The organism is Providencia sp. 6390 (genome assembly GCF_058148425.1).
In genome coordinates this window covers 83,648-105,018 of sequence record NZ_JBYVYL010000012.1, presented here as the reverse complement: position 1 = coordinate 105,018, position 21,371 = coordinate 83,648, and the positions used below count along the sequence as shown (strand labels likewise).

At 41.4% G+C, this 21,371-nt stretch carries 18 protein-coding genes and 4 tRNA genes; 2 read left to right on the top strand and 20 right to left on the bottom strand.

Annotated elements, in window-relative coordinates; genetic code table 11:
• Positions 1-23: 23 nt before the first annotated feature.
• From trmD to ffh, 4 genes are all read right to left on the bottom strand, one after another.
• Entirely contained in the window at positions 24-770 is a 747-nt protein-coding gene (gene trmD / locus AC3Z9T_RS20270; RefSeq protein WP_490127888.1) for a tRNA (guanosine(37)-N1)-methyltransferase TrmD, read from the bottom strand.
• Between the two features lie 38 nt (positions 771-808).
• Positions 809-1,357 (bottom strand): ribosome maturation factor RimM, encoded by a 549-nt coding sequence (gene rimM / locus AC3Z9T_RS20265; RefSeq protein WP_490127887.1) that lies wholly within the window; start codon positions 1,355-1,357, stop codon positions 809-811.
• 18 nt (positions 1,358-1,375) lie between these two features.
• Positions 1,376-1,624, bottom strand: coding sequence for a 30S ribosomal protein S16 (gene rpsP, locus AC3Z9T_RS20260; RefSeq protein ID WP_140181997.1), 249 nt, complete (start codon positions 1,622-1,624; stop codon positions 1,376-1,378).
• Positions 1,625-1,760: 136 nt separating this feature from the next.
• On the bottom strand, positions 1,761-3,122 hold the full coding sequence (ffh, locus tag AC3Z9T_RS20255) for a signal recognition particle protein (protein ID WP_490127886.1): 1,362 nt from the start codon (positions 3,120-3,122) through the stop codon (positions 1,761-1,763).
• A gap of 410 nt (positions 3,123-3,532) precedes the next feature.
• On the opposite strand from ffh, the gene AC3Z9T_RS20250 reads away from it, so the two are divergent.
• Both AC3Z9T_RS20250 and AC3Z9T_RS20245 read left to right on the top strand, forming a co-directional pair.
• Positions 3,533-4,324 (top strand): cytochrome C assembly family protein, encoded by a 792-nt coding sequence (locus AC3Z9T_RS20250; protein WP_490127885.1) that lies wholly within the window; start codon positions 3,533-3,535, stop codon positions 4,322-4,324.
• A 50-nt stretch (positions 4,325-4,374) separates the two neighbouring features.
• On the top strand, positions 4,375-5,664 hold the full coding sequence (locus tag AC3Z9T_RS20245; protein ID WP_490127884.1) for a CNNM domain-containing protein: 1,290 nt from the start codon (positions 4,375-4,377) through the stop codon (positions 5,662-5,664).
• 81 nt (positions 5,665-5,745) lie between these two features.
• Here AC3Z9T_RS20245 and luxS read toward each other — a convergent pair whose 3' ends face one another.
• The 16 genes from luxS to crl form a co-directional block, all read right to left on the bottom strand.
• The gene (luxS, locus tag AC3Z9T_RS20240) at positions 5,746-6,261 is read right to left on the bottom strand and encodes an S-ribosylhomocysteine lyase (protein WP_490127883.1); all 516 of its coding nucleotides are present in this window, start codon (positions 6,259-6,261) and stop codon (positions 5,746-5,748) included.
• A gap of 155 nt (positions 6,262-6,416) precedes the next feature.
• On the bottom strand, positions 6,417-7,976 hold the full coding sequence (gene gshA / locus AC3Z9T_RS20235) for a glutamate--cysteine ligase (protein WP_490127882.1): 1,560 nt from the start codon (positions 7,974-7,976) through the stop codon (positions 6,417-6,419).
• 173 nt (positions 7,977-8,149) lie between these two features.
• A tRNA-Arg gene (locus AC3Z9T_RS20230) sits at positions 8,150-8,226 on the bottom strand.
• Positions 8,227-8,314: 88 nt separating this feature from the next.
• Positions 8,315-8,391 (bottom strand) — tRNA-Arg (locus tag AC3Z9T_RS20225).
• A 96-nt stretch (positions 8,392-8,487) separates the two neighbouring features.
• Positions 8,488-8,564: transfer RNA gene (locus AC3Z9T_RS20220), tRNA-Arg, on the bottom strand.
• 12 nt (positions 8,565-8,576) lie between these two features.
• A tRNA-Ser gene (locus AC3Z9T_RS20215) sits at positions 8,577-8,669 on the bottom strand.
• 501 nt (positions 8,670-9,170) lie between these two features.
• Entirely contained in the window at positions 9,171-9,356 is a 186-nt protein-coding gene (gene csrA, locus AC3Z9T_RS20210) for a carbon storage regulator CsrA (protein ID WP_004264815.1), read from the bottom strand.
• 230 nt (positions 9,357-9,586) lie between these two features.
• Complete coding sequence (alaS, locus tag AC3Z9T_RS20205) at positions 9,587-12,214, bottom strand: alanine--tRNA ligase (protein WP_490127881.1); 2,628 nt, start codon at positions 12,212-12,214, stop codon at positions 9,587-9,589.
• Positions 12,215-12,666: 452 nt separating this feature from the next.
• Positions 12,667-13,734 (bottom strand): recombinase RecA, encoded by a 1,068-nt coding sequence (gene recA / locus AC3Z9T_RS20200; RefSeq protein ID WP_490127880.1) that lies wholly within the window; start codon positions 13,732-13,734, stop codon positions 12,667-12,669.
• Positions 13,735-13,840: 106 nt separating this feature from the next.
• Positions 13,841-14,344 carry a nicotinamide-nucleotide amidase gene (gene pncC / locus AC3Z9T_RS20195; RefSeq protein WP_490127879.1) on the bottom strand — a complete coding sequence of 168 codons (504 nt, stop codon included), beginning with the start codon at positions 14,342-14,344 and terminating at the stop codon, positions 13,841-13,843.
• Positions 14,345-14,363: 19 nt separating this feature from the next.
• Positions 14,364-15,557 carry a lysophospholipid transporter LplT gene (gene lplT, locus AC3Z9T_RS20190; protein ID WP_490127878.1) on the bottom strand — a complete coding sequence of 398 codons (1,194 nt, stop codon included), beginning with the start codon at positions 15,555-15,557 and terminating at the stop codon, positions 14,364-14,366.
• Positions 15,558-15,561: 4 nt separating this feature from the next.
• A complete protein-coding gene (aas, locus tag AC3Z9T_RS20185) occupies positions 15,562-17,706 on the bottom strand; it encodes a bifunctional acyl-ACP--phospholipid O-acyltransferase/long-chain-fatty-acid--ACP ligase (protein WP_490127877.1) in 2,145 nt (714 codons plus the stop codon).
• Between the two features lie 111 nt (positions 17,707-17,817).
• The gene (aroL, locus tag AC3Z9T_RS20180; RefSeq protein ID WP_490127876.1) at positions 17,818-18,315 is read right to left on the bottom strand and encodes a shikimate kinase AroL; all 498 of its coding nucleotides are present in this window, start codon (positions 18,313-18,315) and stop codon (positions 17,818-17,820) included.
• Positions 18,316-18,457: 142 nt separating this feature from the next.
• Positions 18,458-19,711 (bottom strand): glutamate-5-semialdehyde dehydrogenase, encoded by a 1,254-nt coding sequence (proA, locus tag AC3Z9T_RS20175; protein ID WP_490127875.1) that lies wholly within the window; start codon positions 19,709-19,711, stop codon positions 18,458-18,460.
• Between the two features lie 2 nt (positions 19,712-19,713).
• Complete coding sequence (proB, locus tag AC3Z9T_RS20170) at positions 19,714-20,817, bottom strand: glutamate 5-kinase (RefSeq protein ID WP_490127896.1); 1,104 nt, start codon at positions 20,815-20,817, stop codon at positions 19,714-19,716.
• A 115-nt stretch (positions 20,818-20,932) separates the two neighbouring features.
• Entirely contained in the window at positions 20,933-21,334 is a 402-nt protein-coding gene (gene crl / locus AC3Z9T_RS20165; RefSeq protein WP_490127874.1) for a sigma factor-binding protein Crl, read from the bottom strand.
• Between the last annotated feature and the right edge of the window lie 37 nt (positions 21,335-21,371).

Here is a 21,371-nt window from a genome sequence, read left to right as displayed (position 1 = left end):
TTAATTTAATTGTCTGGATTCACTCATTGCTCAAGCTGATGTTCACGTTGGAACTCAGCCAGCAACATCCTCTGCTCGTCAGTCAGAGCTAGGCTTTCCAGAAGCTCAGGTCTTCTAAGCCAGGTACGGCCAAGTGATTGCTTCATGCGCCAGCTATCTATCTTTGCATGATTGCCTGACAGTAAAACATCAGGTACTTGCATGCCGTCTAATACTTCAGGGCGAGTATAATGTGGACAATCTAACAAACCATCTGCAAAAGAGTCTTCTTGTGCAGAAGCTTGATGACCTAGTACCCCCGGTATAAACCGAGACACTGAGTCTATCAACACCATAGCAGGGAGTTCCCCACCACTGAGAACGTAATCACCGATTGACCATTCTTCATCAATTTCGGTTTGAATGATCCGTTCATCAATACCTTCATATCGGCCACAAACAAGAATTAATTTCTCATTGGTTGCCAACTCACAAACACCATCTTGACTGAGTTTGCGCCCCTGAGGTGACAGATAAATCACTTTTGCGCCTTCACCCGCCTCAGCTTTTGCTGCGTTGATAGCATCCTTTAAAGGTTGCACCATCATCAGCATGCCCGGACCACCGCCATATGGGCGATCATCCACTGTTTTGTGCCTATCGTGAGTAAAGTCCCGCGGATTCCAGCACTCAACAGACATCAGGCCATTTTTCACTGCCCGACTAGTTACCCCGTACTCGGTTATTGCGCGGAACATTTCGGGAAACAGGCTAATTACACCAATCCACATGATTTAGTCCCACTCATAAAAACCGTTCAACCGGAGATTTAAAAACCAGGATCCCAATCAACTTCAATCAGTTTAGATTTGAGATCGACTTTCTTGATAACCTGCCCATCAAGAAACGGAACCAGCCGCTCCTTGATGCCAAATGCATCTTTTAAATTTGCCTTAATGACAATTACATCATTCGACCCAGTTTCCATCATATCAGTGATGGTACCAAGGTCGTACCCTTGCAACGTAACTACATGGCAGCCCATAAGGTCTTTCCAGTAGTACTCGTTGTTATCTAATTCAGGGAGTTGTGTTGAATCAACAACAATCTCAAAATTAGTCAAGAGTGCAGCTTCATCGCGGTCATCGACCCCTTTGAGCTTAACAATGATGTCTTTGTTGTGGTTTTTCCAATCTTCCAGCTCGACGTGCTGCCACTGACCTGAACGTTGAATAAACCAAGGCTGATAATCAAAAATACTTTCAGCATGTTCGGTGGACGAAAAAACTTTGAGCCAACCACGAATTCCATATGCTGCGCCTAACTTCCCCAAAACAATGGGATTAGTAGGTGTCGCTAGATTTGCTTGCTTGCTCATTGTTACCACCGTGACAGATTAAGCTGCTTTTTTAGCTTGTTTGACCAATTGTGCAACACGGTCAGAAACAGTTGCACCCAGGCCAACCCAATGCTCGATACGATCTAAGTCTAAACGCAGTTCTTCTGCTTGACCTGAAGCGATTGGGTTGAAGAAACCGATACGCTCGATGAAACGACCGTCACGCGCATTGCGGCTATCGGTTACAACGATTTGGTAGAACGGACGCTTTTTTGCGCCGCCACGAGATAAACGAATTGTTACCATAACATCCTCATTAGTTAATAAAACAACCAGACTCCATCGAGGGATAGAGTCCGGCTGTCATATAAAAAGCCCGAAAATTTTACTCACTTTGACGCAAAAATCAATCAAAAGTGCATTTTCTTTCTGGCTTCATTGCTTAACGCCCCGGAAAACCCGGTGGCATCATTCCTTTCATACCGCGCATCATCTTAGCAAGACCGCCTTTTTTCATCTTTTTCATCATGCGTTGCATGTCATCAAATTGCTTCAAAAGACGGTTAACCTCTTGCACATTAGTCCCTGAACCTGCTGCGATACGACGCTTGCGAGACCCTTTGATAATCTCAGGCTTTTCTCGCTCTTTACGCGTCATTGAGTTGATAATCGCCTCCATACGGATGGTAATTTTATCATCCATCTGAGACTTAACTGCATCAGGAACTTGCGACATACCAGGGATCTTGCTCATCATACTGGCCATGCCGCCCATATTGCGCATCTGCTTTAACTGATTTAAGAAATCATTTAAATCAAAACTATCGCCAGTTTTGAGTTTTTTCGCGAGTTTTTCTGCTTCGTCACGGTCAACTTTATGTTCAATCTCTTCGATAAGAGACAATACGTCGCCCATGCCTAAAATACGTGAAGCTACGCGTTCTGGGTGGAATGGCTCCAGAGCATCGGTTTTTTCCCCTACCCCTAAGAACTTGATAGGTTTGCCTGTAATTGCACGAATGGATAAAGCGGCACCACCACGAGCATCACCATCCACTTTGGTCAATACAACCCCAGTTAGAGGCAACGCTTCATTAAATGCTTTAGCTGTATTTGCCGCATCCTGACCCGTCATTGCGTCAACAACGAACAAGGTTTCTACAGGATTAATAATACGATGGACCTCTTTAATTTCATCCATCATTGCTTCATCAACGTGTAAGCGGCCTGCGGTATCCACTAACAGTACATCATAAAACTGCAGTTGTGCATGTTTTAACGCTTTTTGTACGATAGCAGCAGGCTTTTCTTGCGCATCTGATGGGAAGAAATCAATCCCAACCGACTGCGCTAATGTCTCTAACTGTTTGATCGCAGCAGGACGATAGACGTCAGCCGAAACAACTAAAACTTTTTTCTTTTGTTTCTCTTTTAAATGCTTACCCAGTTTAGCAACGCTAGTTGTTTTACCTGCACCTTGCAAACCGGCCATAAGCACAACTGCAGGCGGCTGAGCAGAAAGATTTAACTGATGGTTTTCTTCGCCCATCGCGCTTGTGAGCTCATTTTGAACAATTTTGATGAACTCTTGGCCTGGTGTTAAGCTTTTATTAACATCTTGGCCAACGGCACTATCTTTTACTTTTTGAATAAACTCACGGACAACAGGTAATGCAACGTCTGCTTCCAGCAAAGCCATGCGAACTTCACGCAGTGTATCTTTAATATTATCGTCAGTCAGACGACCACGCCCGCTGATGTTGCGCAAAGTGCGCGATAGTCTGTCAGTTAAATTATCAAACATATGTCTTAGCTCAATTCTGTTTAAGGGCCTACTGTCAAAGCTAGATTTGGTTGTTCATACTGCAAAATGCAAGTACATAGTGGCTAATTTAGGTAACGTTTTTATTATTTATCTTTTAAGAGGCAAATAAGTGCTAGTACTCACACCTAAAACCAACATCAAGAGTTTTCGCCTTAGTCTACCATACCTGACGCGGTTTCGCTTCACCCTGTTTATGGTTGATTTAATCAGACAGAGTTTCAAGTTGTCTATCTGCCTAAATTAAGATAAATAAAATCAAAGAAAAGTACTTTTCAGTGCGCTTAACAATTAAGAAGTAGCTTATTAACGCGACCAATGGTTGGAGCGTACAGCAGCACGAGTTATACTACTTAACATTACCCACTTAAAATGAATAACGACACTATACTATGCCCGTATTTGCAGTCATAGCAGTTTGTACATACCTGCTCAGCCTGTCGCTGATTGTTCCAGGTCAGGTTCGTAAGCAGCCAATGTACCGCCAACTCGCCCTTTTATTAGCCGTTATTGCGCTCATTACACATGCAATAACGCTAAAGTTACTTATTTTTCGTGGAGATGGGGGGCAAAACCTCACATTATTGAATTTAGGCTCCGCAGTCAGTTTACTCATGTGTATTATTATGACTGTCGTGGCATACAAAGGTAGGGCTTGGTATCTCACCCCTATTGTCTATAGCTTTGCGATCATTAATTTAATGCTATCGACAATTATGCCTGGTGAATTTATTACCCATTTAGAAGCCAGTGTTCCTCTATTTATTCATATTGGTTTAGCCTTACTCAGCTACGCTACGCTATTGATCGCTGCACTTTATGCCTTCCAAGTTGCTTTAATTGATTATCAATTAAAAAATAAGACACTAAAATTCAGCCCTGATATGCCTCCCATGATGGTGGTTGAACGCAAAATGTTTCATATCACCCAAGTTGGGGTCATTCTGCTAACCTTAACCTTATGCACTGGCTTTATTTATATGGATAATATCTTTGATAAAGAAAATATCCATAAGTCTGTGTTATCTGTTATCGCTTGGTTCGTTTATATTATTTTACTGTGGGGGCATTTCCATGGTGGCTGGAGAGGTAAACGCGTCCTGTCTTTCCATGTCGTGGGGGCACTAATCCTTACGATGGCTTTTTTCGGTAACCGTTTGATACAGCAAGTTATGGTACCCTGACGCAAAAACTAATAAAATAATCTTATAGACACAGCACAAGGAAACTAGTTTTGGATCACGTATCTACTGGTACGCTTATCATAATTTTAGTGGTTTTGATCGTGATGTCTGCGTATTTTTCAGCCTCAGAAACAGGCATGATGACGCTAAACCGCTATCGTTTGAAACACCTTGCAAAGCAAGGTAACCGTTCAGCAAAACGTGTTGAAAAGTTACTTAGGCACCCTGACAAGCTAATCAGTTTGATTCTTATCGGCAATAATTTGATTAACATTGTTGCCTCATCACTCGCTACAATTATAGGTATGCGCTTATATGGCAATGCCGGTGTCGCTATTGCCACGGGTATTTTAACCTTTGTAATACTAGTTTTCGCTGAAGTGATGCCTAAGACAATCGCTGCGTTATATCCTGAAAAAGTCGCGTTTCCGAGTAGCTATATTTTAAAACCACTACAAAAAATTATGCTGCCAGTAGTTTGGACCTTCAACAAAATCACCCTGTTATTTATGTGGATATGTGGCATAAAACCGCCAGTCATCCGCAGTGATGCGGTGAGTAAAGATGAGCTTAGAACTATTGTAAATGAATCAAAAACTAAGCTCAGCCGCCGTAACCAAGACATGTTGATTTCGATATTGGACCTCGAAAAAGTTACCGTCGGTGACATCATGTTGCCAAGAAATGAAATAGTTGGCATTGACGTCAATGATGACTGGAAATCAATTATTCGCCAATTAACTCATTCACCGCATGGCCGCATTGTTCTATACCGCGATTCTCTTGACGATGCCATTGGTATTTTACGTGTACGTGAAGCCTATCGCATGATGATGGAAAAACGTGAATTCAATAAACAAAACCTAATTAAAGCAGCTGATAATATTTATTTTATTCCTAACAGTACGCCATTAAGTATCCAGCTGATTAATTTTCAACACAATAAAGAAAAAATTGGCATTATTGTTGATGAGTACGGTGAAATCCAAGGACTGATCACAGTTGAGGATATATTAGAAGAGATTGTCGGTGATTTTACCACTTCAATGTCACCATCGTTAGCGGAGGAAGTTTTGCCGCAAAGTGACGGTAGTGTTTTAGTTGATGGTACTGCAAATATTCGTGACCTAAATAAGGCGTTTGATTGGCACCTTCCAGTTGATGGCCCTAGAACCATTAATGGTATGGTGTTAGAAGTTATTGGTGACATTCCTGAATTACAGGAACAAATTGTGATTGCCAATTATTTAGTTGAAGTATTGCTGATCAGCGACAACATTATCAAACAAGTTAAGATCACCCCTCTCGCAACAGCCCCTTCCGCTGTAACACTACAATAAGTATAGATATAAAAAACTGCACCCCTTTATTTTATAAACAGCTAAATAAAAATTAGGTGCAGTTTATTTAGGATCACTTAACTAGATATGCAGTTCAGTCAACTTTTCAGCTGGTAATGCTAGGTCATCATTCTTATTAATGAGGATCTCAGATGCTAATACATTACGAGCAATTTGCTGTGCTTCTTCCAATGAATGCATTTTAAATGTTCCGCACTGATAAACGTTGAGCTCAGGGATCTTGTTTTGATCTTGCACTTTCAGCACATCTTGCATTGCACCTTTCCATGCATTCGCAACGCGCTGTTCATCAGGCTGACCAATCAAGCTCATATAAAAACCTGTACGGCAACCCATTGGTGAAATATCGATGATTTCTACACCATTACCATTAAGGTGATCACGCATGAACCCTGCAAATAGATGTTCAAGAGTGTGAGTGCCTTTTTCCGTCATAGCTTCTTTGTTAGGTACTGTGAAGCGCAAATCGAACACTGTGATCGTGTCCCCACTTGGGGTTTTCATGGTTTTTGCAATTCGGACGGCAGGCGCAGCCATACGCGTGTGATCTACAGTAAAACTGTCTAATAACGGCATTTATTGACCTCCTGAAAAAATTATTTTTTATTTACGAAAAAAATGAAACTATTTTGAAATTGCCGAGTCTTACTTAATGAAAGACGCGCAAATTTGTTATCATCCCTAATTCTCTAAGAGATTTTTATTTGGCCACCTAGAGTGGCCATTTTCTTTTAACGACCAGCATGCTTATGCAAGTAATCTTCAAAACTCTCAGTCTCTTCTTTTTCAATCATAGCTTGTTTTTCAATGGAAGCTAACCTTGCGGCCTCGAACTGCTCTTCAGTAATCACTTCATAAGGCTCACTAATCAGCTCTTGATAGTATTTTTCTGCTAGATCCAAACCATAACCACCGATCCCTTGCTCAAGCATCTTATCCATCACTAACGCAGAATAGGTTAATGTCGGATCTTCAAACATTGAAACAAATTGGTGGCAAACATCTTGATATTTAGCATCACAACAAGTATCGAGCACCTCAGCAACACGGATCAAATCCTTAAATAATTGCTGACCAACCTCAACAAGTGGTTTCATTTCGCTGCCACAGCCAATACCAATCACTTGGCCTGGTTTACGCCCTTCGAGGATCACTCGGCTCCAGTTTTTGCGGCTACAGTCTAACTCCTGAGCATCCATTTCTGGCGCATCCGCTAACACACACCAAATCAAAAATAGGTCAAGGAAACGAGTTTGTGTTTCATCAACACCAATTGCACTAAATGGGTTGATGTCTAAAGCTCGCACTTCAATGTATTCAATACCACCACGCAGTAATGCATCTGATGGTGATTCATCACCTTTAGGTACACGTTTTGGACGGATTGGTGCATACAATTCATTTTCAATTTGCAGCACATTAGTATTCAATTGAATATATTTGCCATCTTTTTTAGTGCCTAGTGCAGCAAACTCCTCAGACGGCTTATAAATCGCTTTCTTTAAACCTGCTACGTAGCTATCTAAATCATTAAACGTGATGTTTAAATCGCTCTGAGACTTGTTTGTGTAGCCTAAATCACTCATCCGCAACGAAGTCGCATACGGTAAGTAATAGGTTCCTCTGTCAGTTTTATCAAAAGTGAGCTTAGTATCCCTATCTTTAAGGAATGAACCACAAATCGCAGGGGAAGCGCCAAATAAGTAAGGAATAACCCAACCAAAACGATAATAGTTTCTGATCAGGCGTAAATAACCATCAGAGATTTGTACTTTACCACTTTCGGCATCTTTAACACCTGCCCACGCTTGCCAAAATTCAATTGGCAACGAGAAATTGTAATGAACACCAGCAATAGTCTGCATCAACGCACCATAACGGTGTTTTAGCCCTTCACGATATAAATTTTTGAAGCGACCAACATTAGATGTCCCATATTGAGCAAGTGTGATCTTCTCTTCATTTTCAATGAAGCAAGGCATACTTAGTGGCCACATTCTTTCATTATGAAGATGGCGTGCCGTATACCGATGTAAATCCCTAAGAAAAGCCAAACTGTGCCCGATACTTTTATCCACTGGAGTAATGAATTCGAGTAAAGGCTCAGCAAAGTCTGTCGTGATCCATTTATGTGTTAAAGCTTTCCCCAATTCTTCCGAATGCAAGGTTTCAGCAATAGAACCTTTCGGAGTGACACGTAATGTTTCACGCTCAATACCACGCTGAATGCCATTTAGTGCTTCTGGGTGCGCCTCTAACCATGAGAGCGCTTTTGATACGTCCGGGATCAAATCGACCTCCCGCCTGTGATGTAATTTTATTTTAGTAAGGTGCTTACTTTAGCTTAAATGAAGGAAATTGTCGCTGTCTAGATGTGTGGTTTGTCTTGAGTAGGTATTGAAATAATAAAGAATAGTCATCTGAAGGATGAAAAAAAAGCCCCTCAGTGAGGAGCTTCTTATTCTGGTGCATCCGGGAGGATTCGAACCTCCGACCGCTCGGTTCGTAGCCGAGTACTCTATCCAGCTGAGCTACGGATGCATAATTCTTTTGCCGATATTAATTTATCGGCAATCAGCAACACTGTTAATAATGGAATAATTGATACGTGAAGATATTCACTAATCGATGGTGCATCCGGGAGGATTCGAACCTCCGACCGCTCGGTTCGTAGCCGAGTACTCTATCCAGCTGAGCTACGGATGCATTACAATATCAAATTCTACTTTATCAGTTACTGCTACGTTTTGGTTGCTAAAAACCAAAACAAAACCCCATCAGCATTACTCATAGGGTTAAATATGGTGCATCCGGGAGGATTCGAACCTCCGACCGCTCGGTTCGTAGCCGAGTACTCTATCCAGCTGAGCTACGGATGCAGCAATCTAAAATGGCGGTGAGGGAGGGATTCGAACCCTCGATGCAGCTTTTGACCGCATACTCCCTTAGCAGGGGAGCGCCTTCAGCCTCTCGGCCACCTCACCGTTTTTAGTCACACACGATTTGTTTTTCAACATCTCGTCTCTGTGTGGCGCACATATTACTTTCCTGACCTTAGAAGTCAAACAATTTTTCCAAACTTTTTGGTTTCTAATGACTGTTTGCACATTTCACAAGCAAGATGATTAGTTTAGCATCGAAAATGACATTCATCACAGCTTAATTTCATTATTTTCTAAGGGAACTAAAAAAGTTACCTACCTCAAAAAAGAAAACTAAACACAGTATTAAAAATATCAAGAAACGATTTCTTCCGCTATACCAGTTCAAAAATAGAACAGCGTAAGCTGCTCTAGAAAAACAAAAGACATGTGAGAATTAGCTAAAACCCAAATAATGAGTAAGAAAATGGATATGAATATAAATATACGAGCTTCAATGGATAAACATAATCACACTATAAGCTCACTACATGACAAGATCTCAAATGAAAGACAAGCGTCCATTTTCGCTGTGTGGGTCAAAATTTGGACGCTTATTCATTATTATTGATTATCTGGTTGAGTCTTTTCGGCCTGGATCCGTTGATAAATTTCTTCACGGTGAACAGAAACTTCTTTTGGGGCATTGACACCAATACGAACTTGATTGCCTTTTACTCCCAGTACAGTAACTGTTACCTCATCGCCTATCATGAGTGTTTCACCAACTCGACGAGTCAGAATAAGCATTCTTTGCTCCTTGAAATATTATAAAGAGTCGGGTCTCTAGGTTTCCCCCCCGCTATTGTCCATCACACACCGTGAAAACGTAAAGCAATGATATACACCTAAAGCATTGATGCCATCAAGGCAATCATTTTAATTATATACATACAAAATATAACACTACCCACAACACATTAACAATGTTGCAACAAACAAAGTTACCTCACGGTGCATGAGGCAACTTTAATATGCGCCTAGAGCCGTGAACTCACCCACTCTTCTACACTTGCCATAGCAGCTGGTAACGCACTAACATCAGTACCTCCAGCTTGAGCCATATCTGGGCGGCCACCACCTTTACCACCAACTTGTTGTGCAACATACGATATCAAATCACCAGCTTTTATTTTAGCAGTCAAATCATTTGTTACACCAACAATTACACTGACTTTATCACCACTTGTTGTTGAAAGCACGATAATCGCAGATTTCAACTGGTTTTTGAGATCATCAACCATTGTTCTCAAAAGCTTAGGTTCTGTGCTATTAAGTTGGCTTACAAGTAATTTAGCGCCTTTGATATCTTTTGCTTGACTACTTAGTGAAGCACTTTCTTGAGATGCTTGTTGATCTTTTAATTGCAAAATCTCTTTTTCTAATTGGCGTGATTTATCCAATGCAGATTTTACTTTTTCAACTAAGCTACTCATATCGCCTTTCAAAAGATGGGCAATGGCATTCAATTGCTCGGATTGACTATGAACACTTTCAAGTGCGCACTCACCGGTTGTTGCCTCAATACGACGAACACCAGCTGCAGTACCTGATTCACTTAATATACGGAATAAACCAATATCACCAGTACGACTAGCATGAGTACCACCGCAAAGCTCGATAGAGAAATCGCCCATACTTAAAACACGAACGCGCTCTTCATATTTCTCACCAAACAGAGCCATCGCGCCTTTAGCCTTAGCGCTTTCTAAATCCATAAGTTCCGTATCAATTGGCGTATTCTTACGAATTTGAGCATTAACGATATCTTCTACCTGACGTAGTTGCTGGGCAGTCATAGCTTCGAAATGTGAAAAATCGAAACGAAGATATTTATCATTAACTAATGAACCCTTCTGCGAAACATGATCACCAAGCACTTGACGCAGTGCAGCATGCAGTAAGTGAGTTGCAGAGTGATTAAGACGGATAGCATCGCGTCTTTTCACATCAATTTTAGCATCAATACGATGGTTAATAACTAATGTACCAGACTCAACTTTACCTATATGACCAATCGCTTGACCATACTTTTGTGTGTCAGTGACGATAAAACTACCGCTCTCATTATGTAATGAACCAGTGTCACCAACCTGACCACCTGATTCAGCATAAAATGCAGTTTTATCTAAGATCACTAACCCTTCATCACCTGCATTCAATGAGTCAACTGGTTGACCATCTTTATAAATCGCAGTAATGGTAGCTAATTGTTCATTATAAGCATAACCGGAGAATTCACTGTGCTTCTCAACTTTGATTAATGAATTATAATCTGTACCGAAACCACTCGACTCCCTAGCACGGCGACGTTGATCTTCCATTGCGCGCTCAAAGCCTTCTTCATCGACCTTAAGGTTACGCTCACGGCATACATCCGCAGTTAAATCAATTGGGAAGCCATAGGTATCATATAAACGGAATGCCGTCTCACCGTCTAAAGTATCACCTTTAAGTGCAGCAAGCTCTTCATCCAGTAACTGAAGGCCACGTTCTAGTGTACGAGCGAATTGTTCTTCTTCAGTTTTAAGCACTTTTTCAACCATAGCTTGTTGACGTGCCAACTCATCAGCAGCGGCTCCCATCACTTTAATCAATGGCGCAACAAGTTTGTAGAAGAACGTATCTTTTGCTCCCAACATATAACCATGGCGTACCGCACGACGAATGATACGACGCAGCACATAACCGCGGCCTTCATTAGATGGAATAACCCCATCACTAATGAGGAATGCACAAGAACGAATATGGTCAGCTATAACACGCAGTGATTTGTTTGATAGATCCTGAGACCCCGTTGCACTTGCTGCTGCAGCGATTAAATCACGGAAAATATCAATATCATAGTTTGAATTAACGTGCTGCAATACTGCTGCAATACGCTCTAGGCCCATACCTGTATCTACAGAAGGCTTTGGTAATGGTTCCATTGTTCCGTCTGACTGGCGATTGAATTGCATGAAAACAATGTTCCAGATTTCAATATAGCGATCGCCATCTTCTTCAGGACTCCCTGGAGGGCCACCCCAAATATGATCTCCATGATCATAGAAAATCTCTGTACATGGTCCACAAGGGCCTGTATCACCCATCTGCCAGAAATTGTCAGATGCATATGGTGCACCTTTATTATCACCGATACGAATGATGCGTTCTACTGGGATACCGACTTCTTTGTTCCAGATTTCATAAGCTTCATCATCAGTTGCATAAACGGTAACCCATAACTTTTCTTTTGGTAGGTTAAACCATTCTTTCCCTGTTAATAATTCCCATGCAAAATTGATTGCATCATGCTTAAAGTAATCGCCGAAGCTGAAGTTACCAAGCATTTCAAAAAAAGTGTGGTGACGGGCTGTATAGCCGACGTTTTCTAAATCGTTATGTTTGCCACCTGCTCGCACACATCTTTGTGCGGTTGTCGCTCGGGAATATGCTCTTTTATCCAGACCAAGAAATACATCTTTGAACTGGTTCATCCCTGCGTTTGTGAACAATAATGTTGGGTCATTATTAGGTACTAGCGAACTGCTACTTACCACTTGGTGACCTTTCGTATGAAAAAAGTCGAGAAACGCTTGACGGATCTCAGCGGTGCTTTTACTCATATTTATCCCGATTTCAAGCTGGAAACTGAATTACGAATTGTTGAGATGGAATGTAACATCACCTCTAATCAACTCTCCGATTAATAAGTGACTGATAAGATAAAGTCTCTTTGCGTAGAAGTAAAATTTATACTCGTCATCACCAAAATCACAGTGCTGGTGGCTACTTTATATTCTTACTGGTCACACTATACATAATGACTCAGATAATCTATTCACTTACCACTTTACTGCATTTTGAATTATTGAAAGTAATAGCTACATCCATTCGTGGCTTTCATTGTAAAGCGTCTAAATATTTTCTGAAAGTATGTTTATACCTTTCAGTTGGCTATTTTTCCACTGAAAATCAATCCCACACTTTATTATAGCTCAAACGAGATACAAAAAAACGCCACTCGTTTTTGAGTGGCGTTTTTAATTTACTTATTTATCAGGCCAATAACTAAGCATTAAAATTCTTCAGGTGCTTCTTCTTCGTCAGCGTCACTGATATAGTCAGAAGCAGCGCTATTAAATTCACCTGTATGAGTTAATAACATTTCACGCAATTTTTTATCAATTTCGTTCGCAACTTCAGGGTGCTCTTTCAGATAAGTTGTCGAATTTGCTTTACCTTGCCCGATTTTGTCACCGTTATAGCTATACCAAGCACCTGCTTTTTCGATCAGCTTATGTTTAACACCTAAGTCAATTAACTCACCAAAAGTGTTAATCCCTTCCCCATAAAGGATTTGGAATTCAGCTTGTTTGAATGGTGCCGCGACTTTGTTTTTAACAACTTTAACACGCGTTTCGCTACCAACGATCTCTTCACCATTTTTCACTGCACCGATGCGGCGAATGTCTAAACGCACTGATGCATAGAATTTTAACGCGTTACCGCCAGTTGTCGTTTCAGGGTTACCAAACATCACACCAATTTTCATACGAATTTGGTTGATAAAAATCAACAGCGTATTTGAGGTTTTTAAGTTACCCGCTAATTTACGCATTGCTTGGCTCATCATACGAGCAGCTAGCCCCATATGTGAATCACCAATCTCACCTTCAATCTCAGCTTTTGGTGTTAATGCAGCAACGGAGTCAACAATGATGACATCAACAGCACCAGAACGAGTCAACGCATCACAAATCTCAAGTGCTTGCTCACCAGTATCTGGCTGGGAACATAATAAGTTATCGATATCAACACCCAATTTTTTGGCGTAGATTGGGTCTAGTGCGTGCTCAGCATCAATAAATGCACATGTTTTACCGCTGCGCTGCGCTGCGGCAATCACTTGTAGAGTCAATGTTGTTTTACCGGAAGACTCTGGCCCGTAAATTTCGACGATACGCCCTAACGGCAAGCCACCAGCACCTAAAGCGACATCAAGAGATAAAGAACCTGTTGAAATAGTTTCAACATCCATTGTGCGGTCTTCACCTAGACGCATAATAGAACCTTTACCAAATTGCTTTTCAATTTGACCTAACGCCGCAGCTAGTGCTTTTTGTTTGTTTTCATCGATAGCCATGTTCACTCCCTTTGGTGCAATGGACTGCCCCACTGCAAATAGAACGATTTAATTCGGTTTGTTGATGCTAAGTATACTGTATAATCATACAGTATCAAGAAAATTTTTACTTAATGATTTCTAAAAGAGTCTCTAATGCATAACCTGTTGATTGTAAACGAACTGAATATCTATCGCCTAGAAAGACACAATGCTTAGTGATGAGTTCAACTGTTCCTGTAGACTGTTTTTTGGCAAACCCAAACCAAACTGTGCCGACAGGTTTTTCATCGCTTCCACCACCAGGACCTGCAATACCACTCACAGAAACAGCATAATCCGCCCTAGCTTCTTTTAGTGCCCCTTGAGCCATTTCTGCTACAACTTGCTCGCTCACAGCACCAAATCTTTGCAATGAACGATTGGTGACACCGATCATTTGCTGCTTGGCTTCATTACTATAAGTCACAAAACCACGGTGGAAGTAGTCTGAGCTCCCTGCAATATCGGTCAGCACTTTTGCAATCCATCCACCCGTACATGATTCAGCACAGGTTATGGTTTTACCTTGTTTTTTTAGCAACTGTCCAAGCTGGATGCTTAAAATTTCGAGGTCACTTTCATTTTTCATTGGGTTGTTTACCTTTGTATTATGACTTTTTGCGAGTGCGATCCCAAATCCACAACCCTGCAATCGCCACAGCAAAAACAGTACCAAAACCAACTCCTACACTGACTACCGACAGCCCTACTTTCATCGCCAAGGAATAAAGCCCTAGCATAATTAGCATAGCGCTATTTTCACCTAGGTTTTGTACTGCTATTGCGTTACCTGCACCGACAGTTTCTTTGCCTTTTTCTTGCAATAATGCATTTAGGGGGACAACAAACAGACCACCGAAAATACCTAAAATGGCTAAAATCACATAGGATGGAAAAATGTTTGTTTGCAGTGCAAGTAATACCACCATAACGCCTATCACAATCCCTGCAGGAATACAGCGAGATACCGTTTTTAATGTAATAAATTTCGCGGCTAACCCAGCACCTACCACAATCCCAACTGCAACCGCAGCATTCAAGTAAGTCGGCGTTGCATTATCCTGCAACCCTAACGCTACAGGCACCCATGCAACCAGTAAAAAACGCAGTGTCACACCTGCGCCCCAGAACATACTGGTGCCAACTAATGAAAAACGGCTTTCTTGGTTTGACCATAATGTACGGCAAGCATCCCAAAAATCGACAAATAGCTTTTTAAAATGCCAGCCTTTACCAGGACGCGCGGCCACTAAGTGGGGAATATAAATGTTAGCGATCACTGCTAATCCATAGAGTACCGCACATGTGCCAAGCGCTAACATTAAATGGATATCAGAAAGGATCCCCCCCACCACAGAACCAATTAGGATCGCAGCAATTGTTGAAGCTTCCATCACGCCATTGGCTTTAACCAGATTATCACCACTGGTGAGCTCACCCAGAATACCATATTTAGCCGGTGAATATGCAGCCGCGCCAATACCAACAAGCCCATAGCATAAGAATGGATTAAGCCCTAAGCAAATACCAAGTGCCCCTACAAACTTAAATAAGTTTGAAAATAGCATCACCCGCCCTTTCGAAAAACGGTCAGCAACTTGCCCAACAAAAGGAGCCAATACGATATACGTAAACACGAATACCATTTGCAGTACTGGATGACTCCATTCAGGGTAAAACTCTGCTTTTAACTGAGCTAAAATGGCAAACAATAAGGCATTATCAGCAAAAGCAGAAAGGAATTGGGAGGCCAATACTGCCTTCATTCCTCGACTCATTAATGGCGCGTTGGCATTTTGCATATTATTAACCCTCTAACGCCATTTGTTTTAGTGTCACAAAGTCTGTTTTACCTGAACCCAGCACCGGTAATTCTTTAACAATACGAATATCTCTTGGCACTGCCAATTCAGTTAAGCCTTTTCCTTTTGCTGCCGCGGAAAGTGCGCTTCTATCAAGATCTTTATCAGTCGTAAACAACACCAGAGCTTCACCTTTGCTACTGTCAGGCTTAGTGACCACGGCATGGTGTGCACTAGGGGATAAGCTAAAGACCATTTGCTCGATACTTTCAAGAGAAACCATTTCACCTGCAAGTTTAGCAAACCGTTTCACACGGCCTTTGATCGTACAATAATTCAGTTCATCAAGAGCAACGATATCACCAGTATCATACCAACCTTCTTCTTTTTCACCCTGTAGGTTTTCAGCTGAAGGTAGTTCCAGCATACCTGGCGCTTCTACACGTAAATAACCCTTCATTATATTAGGGCCTTTTAATTGCAGCTTGCCCCCATTATCAATTCCTGAAATAGGGATAATTCGTGATTCCATTTGAGGCAGTATTTGCCCTACAGTGCCTTCTTTCGATGCCATAGGGACATTGATTGAAACAATTGGGGCGCATTCAGTTACACCATAACCTTCTAAAATACGGATCCCGAATTTATCAAACCAGATCTTTTTAGTGCTGTCTGATAATTTTTCTGCGCCAGCAACGACATAACGTAACCTTGCAAAATCGTACTGATGAGCAAAGCGTGCATAATTAGCTAAAAAGGTTGATGTACCAAATAGTACAGTACAGTTTTTGTCATAAACCAGTTCTGGAATGATTCGGTAATGAAGTGGACTTGGGTATAAGAAGACCCGGCTACCTGAAAATACAGGGATTAATAAACCTACAGTTAACCCAAATGCATGGAATAACGGTAATGATGACATAAAACGATCGCGAGGTGTAAAATCAGCAATTGTTTTGATTTGTTCCACGTTAGCCATCAAGCTAGCGTGACTGTGCACAACACCTTTTGGTGTTCCTTCAGAGCCAGATGTAAATAAGACGATAGCTTCATCTTCTGCTTTGCGTGGTAAAACTGCTTTAGTTGGCATGAAAAGATGTTTTACGATCCAGAGCTTATCTTTTAGGGTAACAGTGTCTTTTAGATCCTCAAGATAAATCCAATTTGCTTCTGTGACCTGCTCTGGAATGTGTGTCAAATTACCTTTTTCAAGGAATTGACGGGATGTAAAAACCACTTTAGCTTGAGAAGCTTTCAATGCATTACTGATACCATGACTACCAGCAGTGTAGTTTAACATTGCGGGCACACGTCCACGCATTAATGCACCAAAAATAGCAGCGGCAGTTACGGTCGTATTAGGGAGTAATAAACCAATGCGCTCATTTTCATGGGTATAGCGCTCAATGATCCGCCCAACACCCAATGATTTCTTTAGTAATCCTTGATAGTTATCTTCTTTAAAATTGATATCTTCAATGCAGGGTGCGCGTCTACCAAACCTTTTTACACTGTTGAGAAATTCTTCAACCAATGTCACTTGAGGGCGGCAAGCCATACGCGCAGATTTCATAATATTGTATAGATGTATACCTGCTAAACGACGACGTTCCACCGCTTTAGGTGCTTCTGGCATAGGGATCGTTTCAGCCGGTAAAATATGCAGTGTGATGGTTGGGAACCATTTCAATGGAATGATCCCTTTTAGACGACTAAAGTGGCTACGCTCAGCCCCTTCAATGCGGATAGGAACGACTTTAGCCCCTGATTTTGCTGCCACAAATGCAGCACCATCATAAATCTTCATCAAAGAGCCATGTACAGAAATTCGACCTTCAGGAAAAATGACGATTGGACGGCCTTTCTCAACCTCTTTGACCAACTGGCGGATCCCTAATGGATTAGCAGGATCTAAGGCAACAATGTCAACATATGGCTTAAGCAGTTTAATCATTCTTGGTGTCGCGAATGTAGAATAAACGGCAACCACAGGTTTAATTGGTAAAAAAAGCGCGATTAATACCCCATCCATAAATGAAACATGATTAGGTGTGATCAAACATTTTTCTTGATAGAGCTCTTTTTCATCTCCAACCAAACGAACTCGAAATAAAAACCGAAGTACTGCTTTAAGCACATTTGCCAGCATAATAGATCCCTATATTGTCGTTTCTTTTATCATTCCAATCGATAATTATGTCGTGAAAATCAAAAACCTGCTAAGTAGTTTATTCCTAAAATAGCCAAAATACGGCAATACTTACGCCAAATGAGTTAATTGACTAATTATTGTCGCAATAGGTAACCCCGCATCAACAACATGATGTGCCGTTGCCCGATAAAGAGGTTCTCGTTGTGACATTACCTCTGCAATTTCTTCTAACATCGATTTACCCGTTAGACTTGGCCGCTGATCTGCCTGTGGCTCTGCGGCTAATCGAGCTGCGAGGATCTCAGGTTTAGCGCTCAAATAAACGACTGTACCGTTATCACGCATCACACGTTGGTTTTCTTCTGACAAAATGATCCCTCCGCCAGTCGAAACTATTGCATTAGGCAGAGAAATTGATTTTAGTACTTCGCTTTCTAAGCGACGGAAATAATCCCAACCATGTTGCTCTACAATTTGTGCAATGCTAGTACCTGCACGTTCAACAATTAATTTATCAGTATCGATAAATTGATACGATTTTTGTTCAGCTAGTTGTTTGCCGATTGTTGTTTTCCCTGAACCTCTTGGACCGATAATGTAAAACATTAGTATTCATCCCATCGTCATGATTATTATGGTATTTGCGCCACTTATTATAAATTCTATTGCTCAGTGTTAAAAAACGACAAAGAATTATAAAAAACAAAGCCACACTTGCTGTGTGGCTCAATCATTATTATTTTAAGTATTATGTACGACTAAGAAAATCACCATAACCAATCCACTTATAAGTTGTAAGTGCGTCTAACCCCATTGGGCCTCGTGAATGTAATTTCTGTGTACTGACCGCAACTTCAGCACCAAGCCCAAACTGCCCACCATCAGTAAACCTTGTGCTAGCATTGACATAAACAGCAGCTGAATCAACACGTTGAACAAAGTAGTCCGCCTGACTGATAGACTCAGTTAAAATGGCATCTGAATGAGCAGTACCATAAGTACGAATATGGTCGATAGCAGCATCGATATCTGAAACCACTTCAACATTCAGATCAAGAGATAACCATTCATCTACTAAATTTTCAGGTAAGACTTCAACCACTTTAGCTGAGCCATTTTTTAAATATGGCATCGCTTGTACACTGGCATGCAAAGTCACCTTTTGTTCTGCCATTTTTTTGCTTAGTACAGGCAGGAACTCTGAGGCAATTTTTTCATGCACTAAAACGGTTTCAAGTGAGTTGCATGCGCTTGGCCTTTGAACTTTAGCATTAATTAACACACTAATTGCTTTATCAAAATCCACAGATTGATCAACAAAAGTATGACAAACACCAATACCGCCAGTGATCACTGGAATAGTTGATTGTTCACGGCACAGCTTGTGTAGCCCAGCACCACCGCGGGGAATTAACATATCTACATAGCGGTCTAATTTTAATAACTGAGCCACGAGTTCACGATCTGGGTTATTAATCGCTTGGATAGCGTCTGCTGAAATACCGCAGTTTTTAAGTGCCTTTTGAATGACGGATGTTATTGCCAAATTGGTGCTATGAGTTTCTTTACCACCACGAAGAATTGCCGCGTTGCCTGTTTTTAAACAAAGAGCAGCAACATCGACGGTAACATTTGGACGAGCTTCGTAAATAACACCAACCACCCCAAGAGGTACACGACGCCGCTGTAAATTTAGTCCATTATCCAGTTGACTACCATCAATAACTTGTCCTACTGGATCGGCCAACTGGCATACTTTACGTACATCATCGGCAATGCCTTTCAGGCGCTCTTGCGTCAGTAACAGTCTATCTTGCAGTGCAGGCGTCATACCATTTTCACGCGCCTGTTCGATATCTTTCGCGTTGGCTTCAAGAATAGTCGTGCTTTCTTGTTCCAGTAAATCAGCAATTTGCTCCAAGGCTGCATTTTTTTGTTTTGTGCTTAATTGAGCAAGTTGCCATGAGGCTTCTCGAGCCGCTTTTCCCATTTGTTCTAACATAATTAGCTCACTATCATATCATCGCGATGGACTGCCACAGCCCCATGCTCATACCCCAGTATTCGACCTATTTCTTGTGAATGATGGCCCGCAATCATTCTTAATGCATCACTGTTATAGTGACTTACACCATGAGCAAGGTCTTTACCTGCCATATTTCGTATACGTACCACTGCTCCACGAGAAAAATCACCTTCAATCTTCTTAATGCCTTTCGGGAGCAGTGAACTACCTTTTTCCATAATAGCAAGCTGTGCGCCATCATCGATATAAATATCACCAGCAGCGGGCGCTCCAAAGATCCAACGTTTACGGTTCTCCATCGGATTTTTGTGGCCATAGAAACGTGTTCCCACAGGAATATCATCGATAACAGCACGAATAACATCGGGTTTATTGCCCGCGGCAATCACCACATCAATCCCTGCTCTTCCTGCAACATCCGCAGCTTGCAACTTAGTCGCCATACCGCCTGTGCCCAATCCTGTTACACTACCACCAGCCATTTCACGTAACTCATCATTGATGCCATAAACTTCAGGGATCAATTTTGCATTGGGATTGCTACGAGGATCTGCGTCATATAACCCCTCAATATCCGTTAACAATAACAGCTTGTCCGCATCGCCAAGAATAGCAGCAAGTGCTGATAAATTATCATTGTCACCGACTTTTATTTCAGCCGTTGCTACAGCATCGTTTTCATTGATCACCGGTACAATGCCGTTATCTAACAGTGCTTGTAATGTGTCACGCGCATTTAAAAAGCGCTCTCTATCTTCCAAATCTGCGCGAGTGAGTAACATTTGCCCAATATGAATACCATAAATAGAGAATAACCGTTCCCACAACTGAATAAGACGACTTTGCCCTACCGCTGCCAGCAGCTGTTTAGAGGCTATAGTTGCGGGGAGTTCGGGGTAATTAAGGTGTTCACGACCAGCCGCAATCGCGCCAGAGGTAACAATAATAATACGATGCCCTTTTGCATATTGCTGTGCACATTGCCTAACTAGTTCAACAATATGAGCCTGATTCAAACGGCGTGAGCCCCCGGTCAACACACTGGTTCCTAATTTAACAACCAGTGTCTGGCTATTTTTCATCATTTTTCTGCCATTAGGATTAACAAATACAAAGTAGATATCATTTTTATCAGTTGAAGAGCGTTATGCCAACAGGCATAACGCAAAATTCAACAAAAGTTGGTCTAAAACAAATTTATGCGCTTAATTCCAGTTTAAATTCTGTCATTTGCGCAGAAGGAAACAAAGTTAGCTCAAGCTCAGAAAGTTGTTTGGAGAGGGATTGATGAAAGGATAAAAGGTTTTGCTCTATAGAGTCAGTAACTGCATGGTCTTTCAGTGGCTTAGCTTGCCAACTACCATGACTATTATATACCCCAAGGTGGTATGAGTATTCAAATCCCTCTTTACTTGGTGATAACATCATCCACCAGCCCCAGAATTCTCTTTTCTCTGGAGCAATATTGGGGTTGACACAAACAGCAAGGCTATCGAAAAAATAGCAACCCTCTAAGCATTGCTTTTCTCGTAAATAAGGTCCTAAAGCAGCAAACTTTTTTAAATACTTCCCGTTAGAGTAATCTGTAGGTAAAGCCATGTAAGGATCTCCTTGTTGAGAGATCCCTTTTTAACAA

Bases quoted from the DNA above. Each gene is read 5' to 3' on its own strand.
- trmD (WP_490127888.1), bottom strand. From the start codon at position 770: ATGTGGATTGGTGTAATTAGCCTGTTTCCCGAAATGTTCCGCGCAATA.
- rimM (WP_490127887.1), bottom strand. From the start codon at position 1,357: ATGAGCAAGCAAGCAAATCTAGCGACACCTACTAATCCCATTGTTTTG.
- rpsP (WP_140181997.1), bottom strand. From the start codon at position 1,624: ATGGTAACAATTCGTTTATCTCGTGGCGGCGCAAAAAAGCGTCCGTTC.
- ffh (WP_490127886.1), bottom strand. From the start codon at position 3,122: ATGTTTGATAATTTAACTGACAGACTATCGCGCACTTTGCGCAACATC.
- AC3Z9T_RS20250 (WP_490127885.1), top strand. From the start codon at position 3,533: ATGCCCGTATTTGCAGTCATAGCAGTTTGTACATACCTGCTCAGCCTG.
- luxS (WP_490127883.1), bottom strand. From the start codon at position 6,261: ATGCCGTTATTAGACAGTTTTACTGTAGATCACACGCGTATGGCTGCG.
- csrA (WP_004264815.1), bottom strand. From the start codon at position 9,356: ATGCTTATTCTGACTCGTCGAGTTGGTGAAACACTCATGATAGGCGAT.
- alaS (WP_490127881.1), bottom strand. From the start codon at position 12,214: ATGAGTAAAAGCACCGCTGAGATCCGTCAAGCGTTTCTCGACTTTTTT.
- recA (WP_490127880.1), bottom strand. From the start codon at position 13,734: ATGGCTATCGATGAAAACAAACAAAAAGCACTAGCTGCGGCGTTAGGT.
- pncC (WP_490127879.1), bottom strand. From the start codon at position 14,344: ATGAAAAATGAAAGTGACCTCGAAATTTTAAGCATCCAGCTTGGACAG.
- lplT (WP_490127878.1), bottom strand. From the start codon at position 15,557: ATGCAAAATGCCAACGCGCCATTAATGAGTCGAGGAATGAAGGCAGTA.
- aas (WP_490127877.1), bottom strand. From the start codon at position 17,706: ATGCTGGCAAATGTGCTTAAAGCAGTACTTCGGTTTTTATTTCGAGTT.
- aroL (WP_490127876.1), bottom strand. From the start codon at position 18,315: ATGTTTTACATTATCGGTCCAAGAGGTTCAGGGAAAACAACAATCGGC.
- proA (WP_490127875.1), bottom strand. From the start codon at position 19,711: ATGTTAGAACAAATGGGAAAAGCGGCTCGAGAAGCCTCATGGCAACTT.
- proB (WP_490127896.1), bottom strand. From the start codon at position 20,817: ATGAAAAATAGCCAGACACTGGTTGTTAAATTAGGAACCAGTGTGTTG.
- crl (WP_490127874.1), bottom strand. From the start codon at position 21,334: ATGGCTTTACCTACAGATTACTCTAACGGGAAGTATTTAAAAAAGTTT.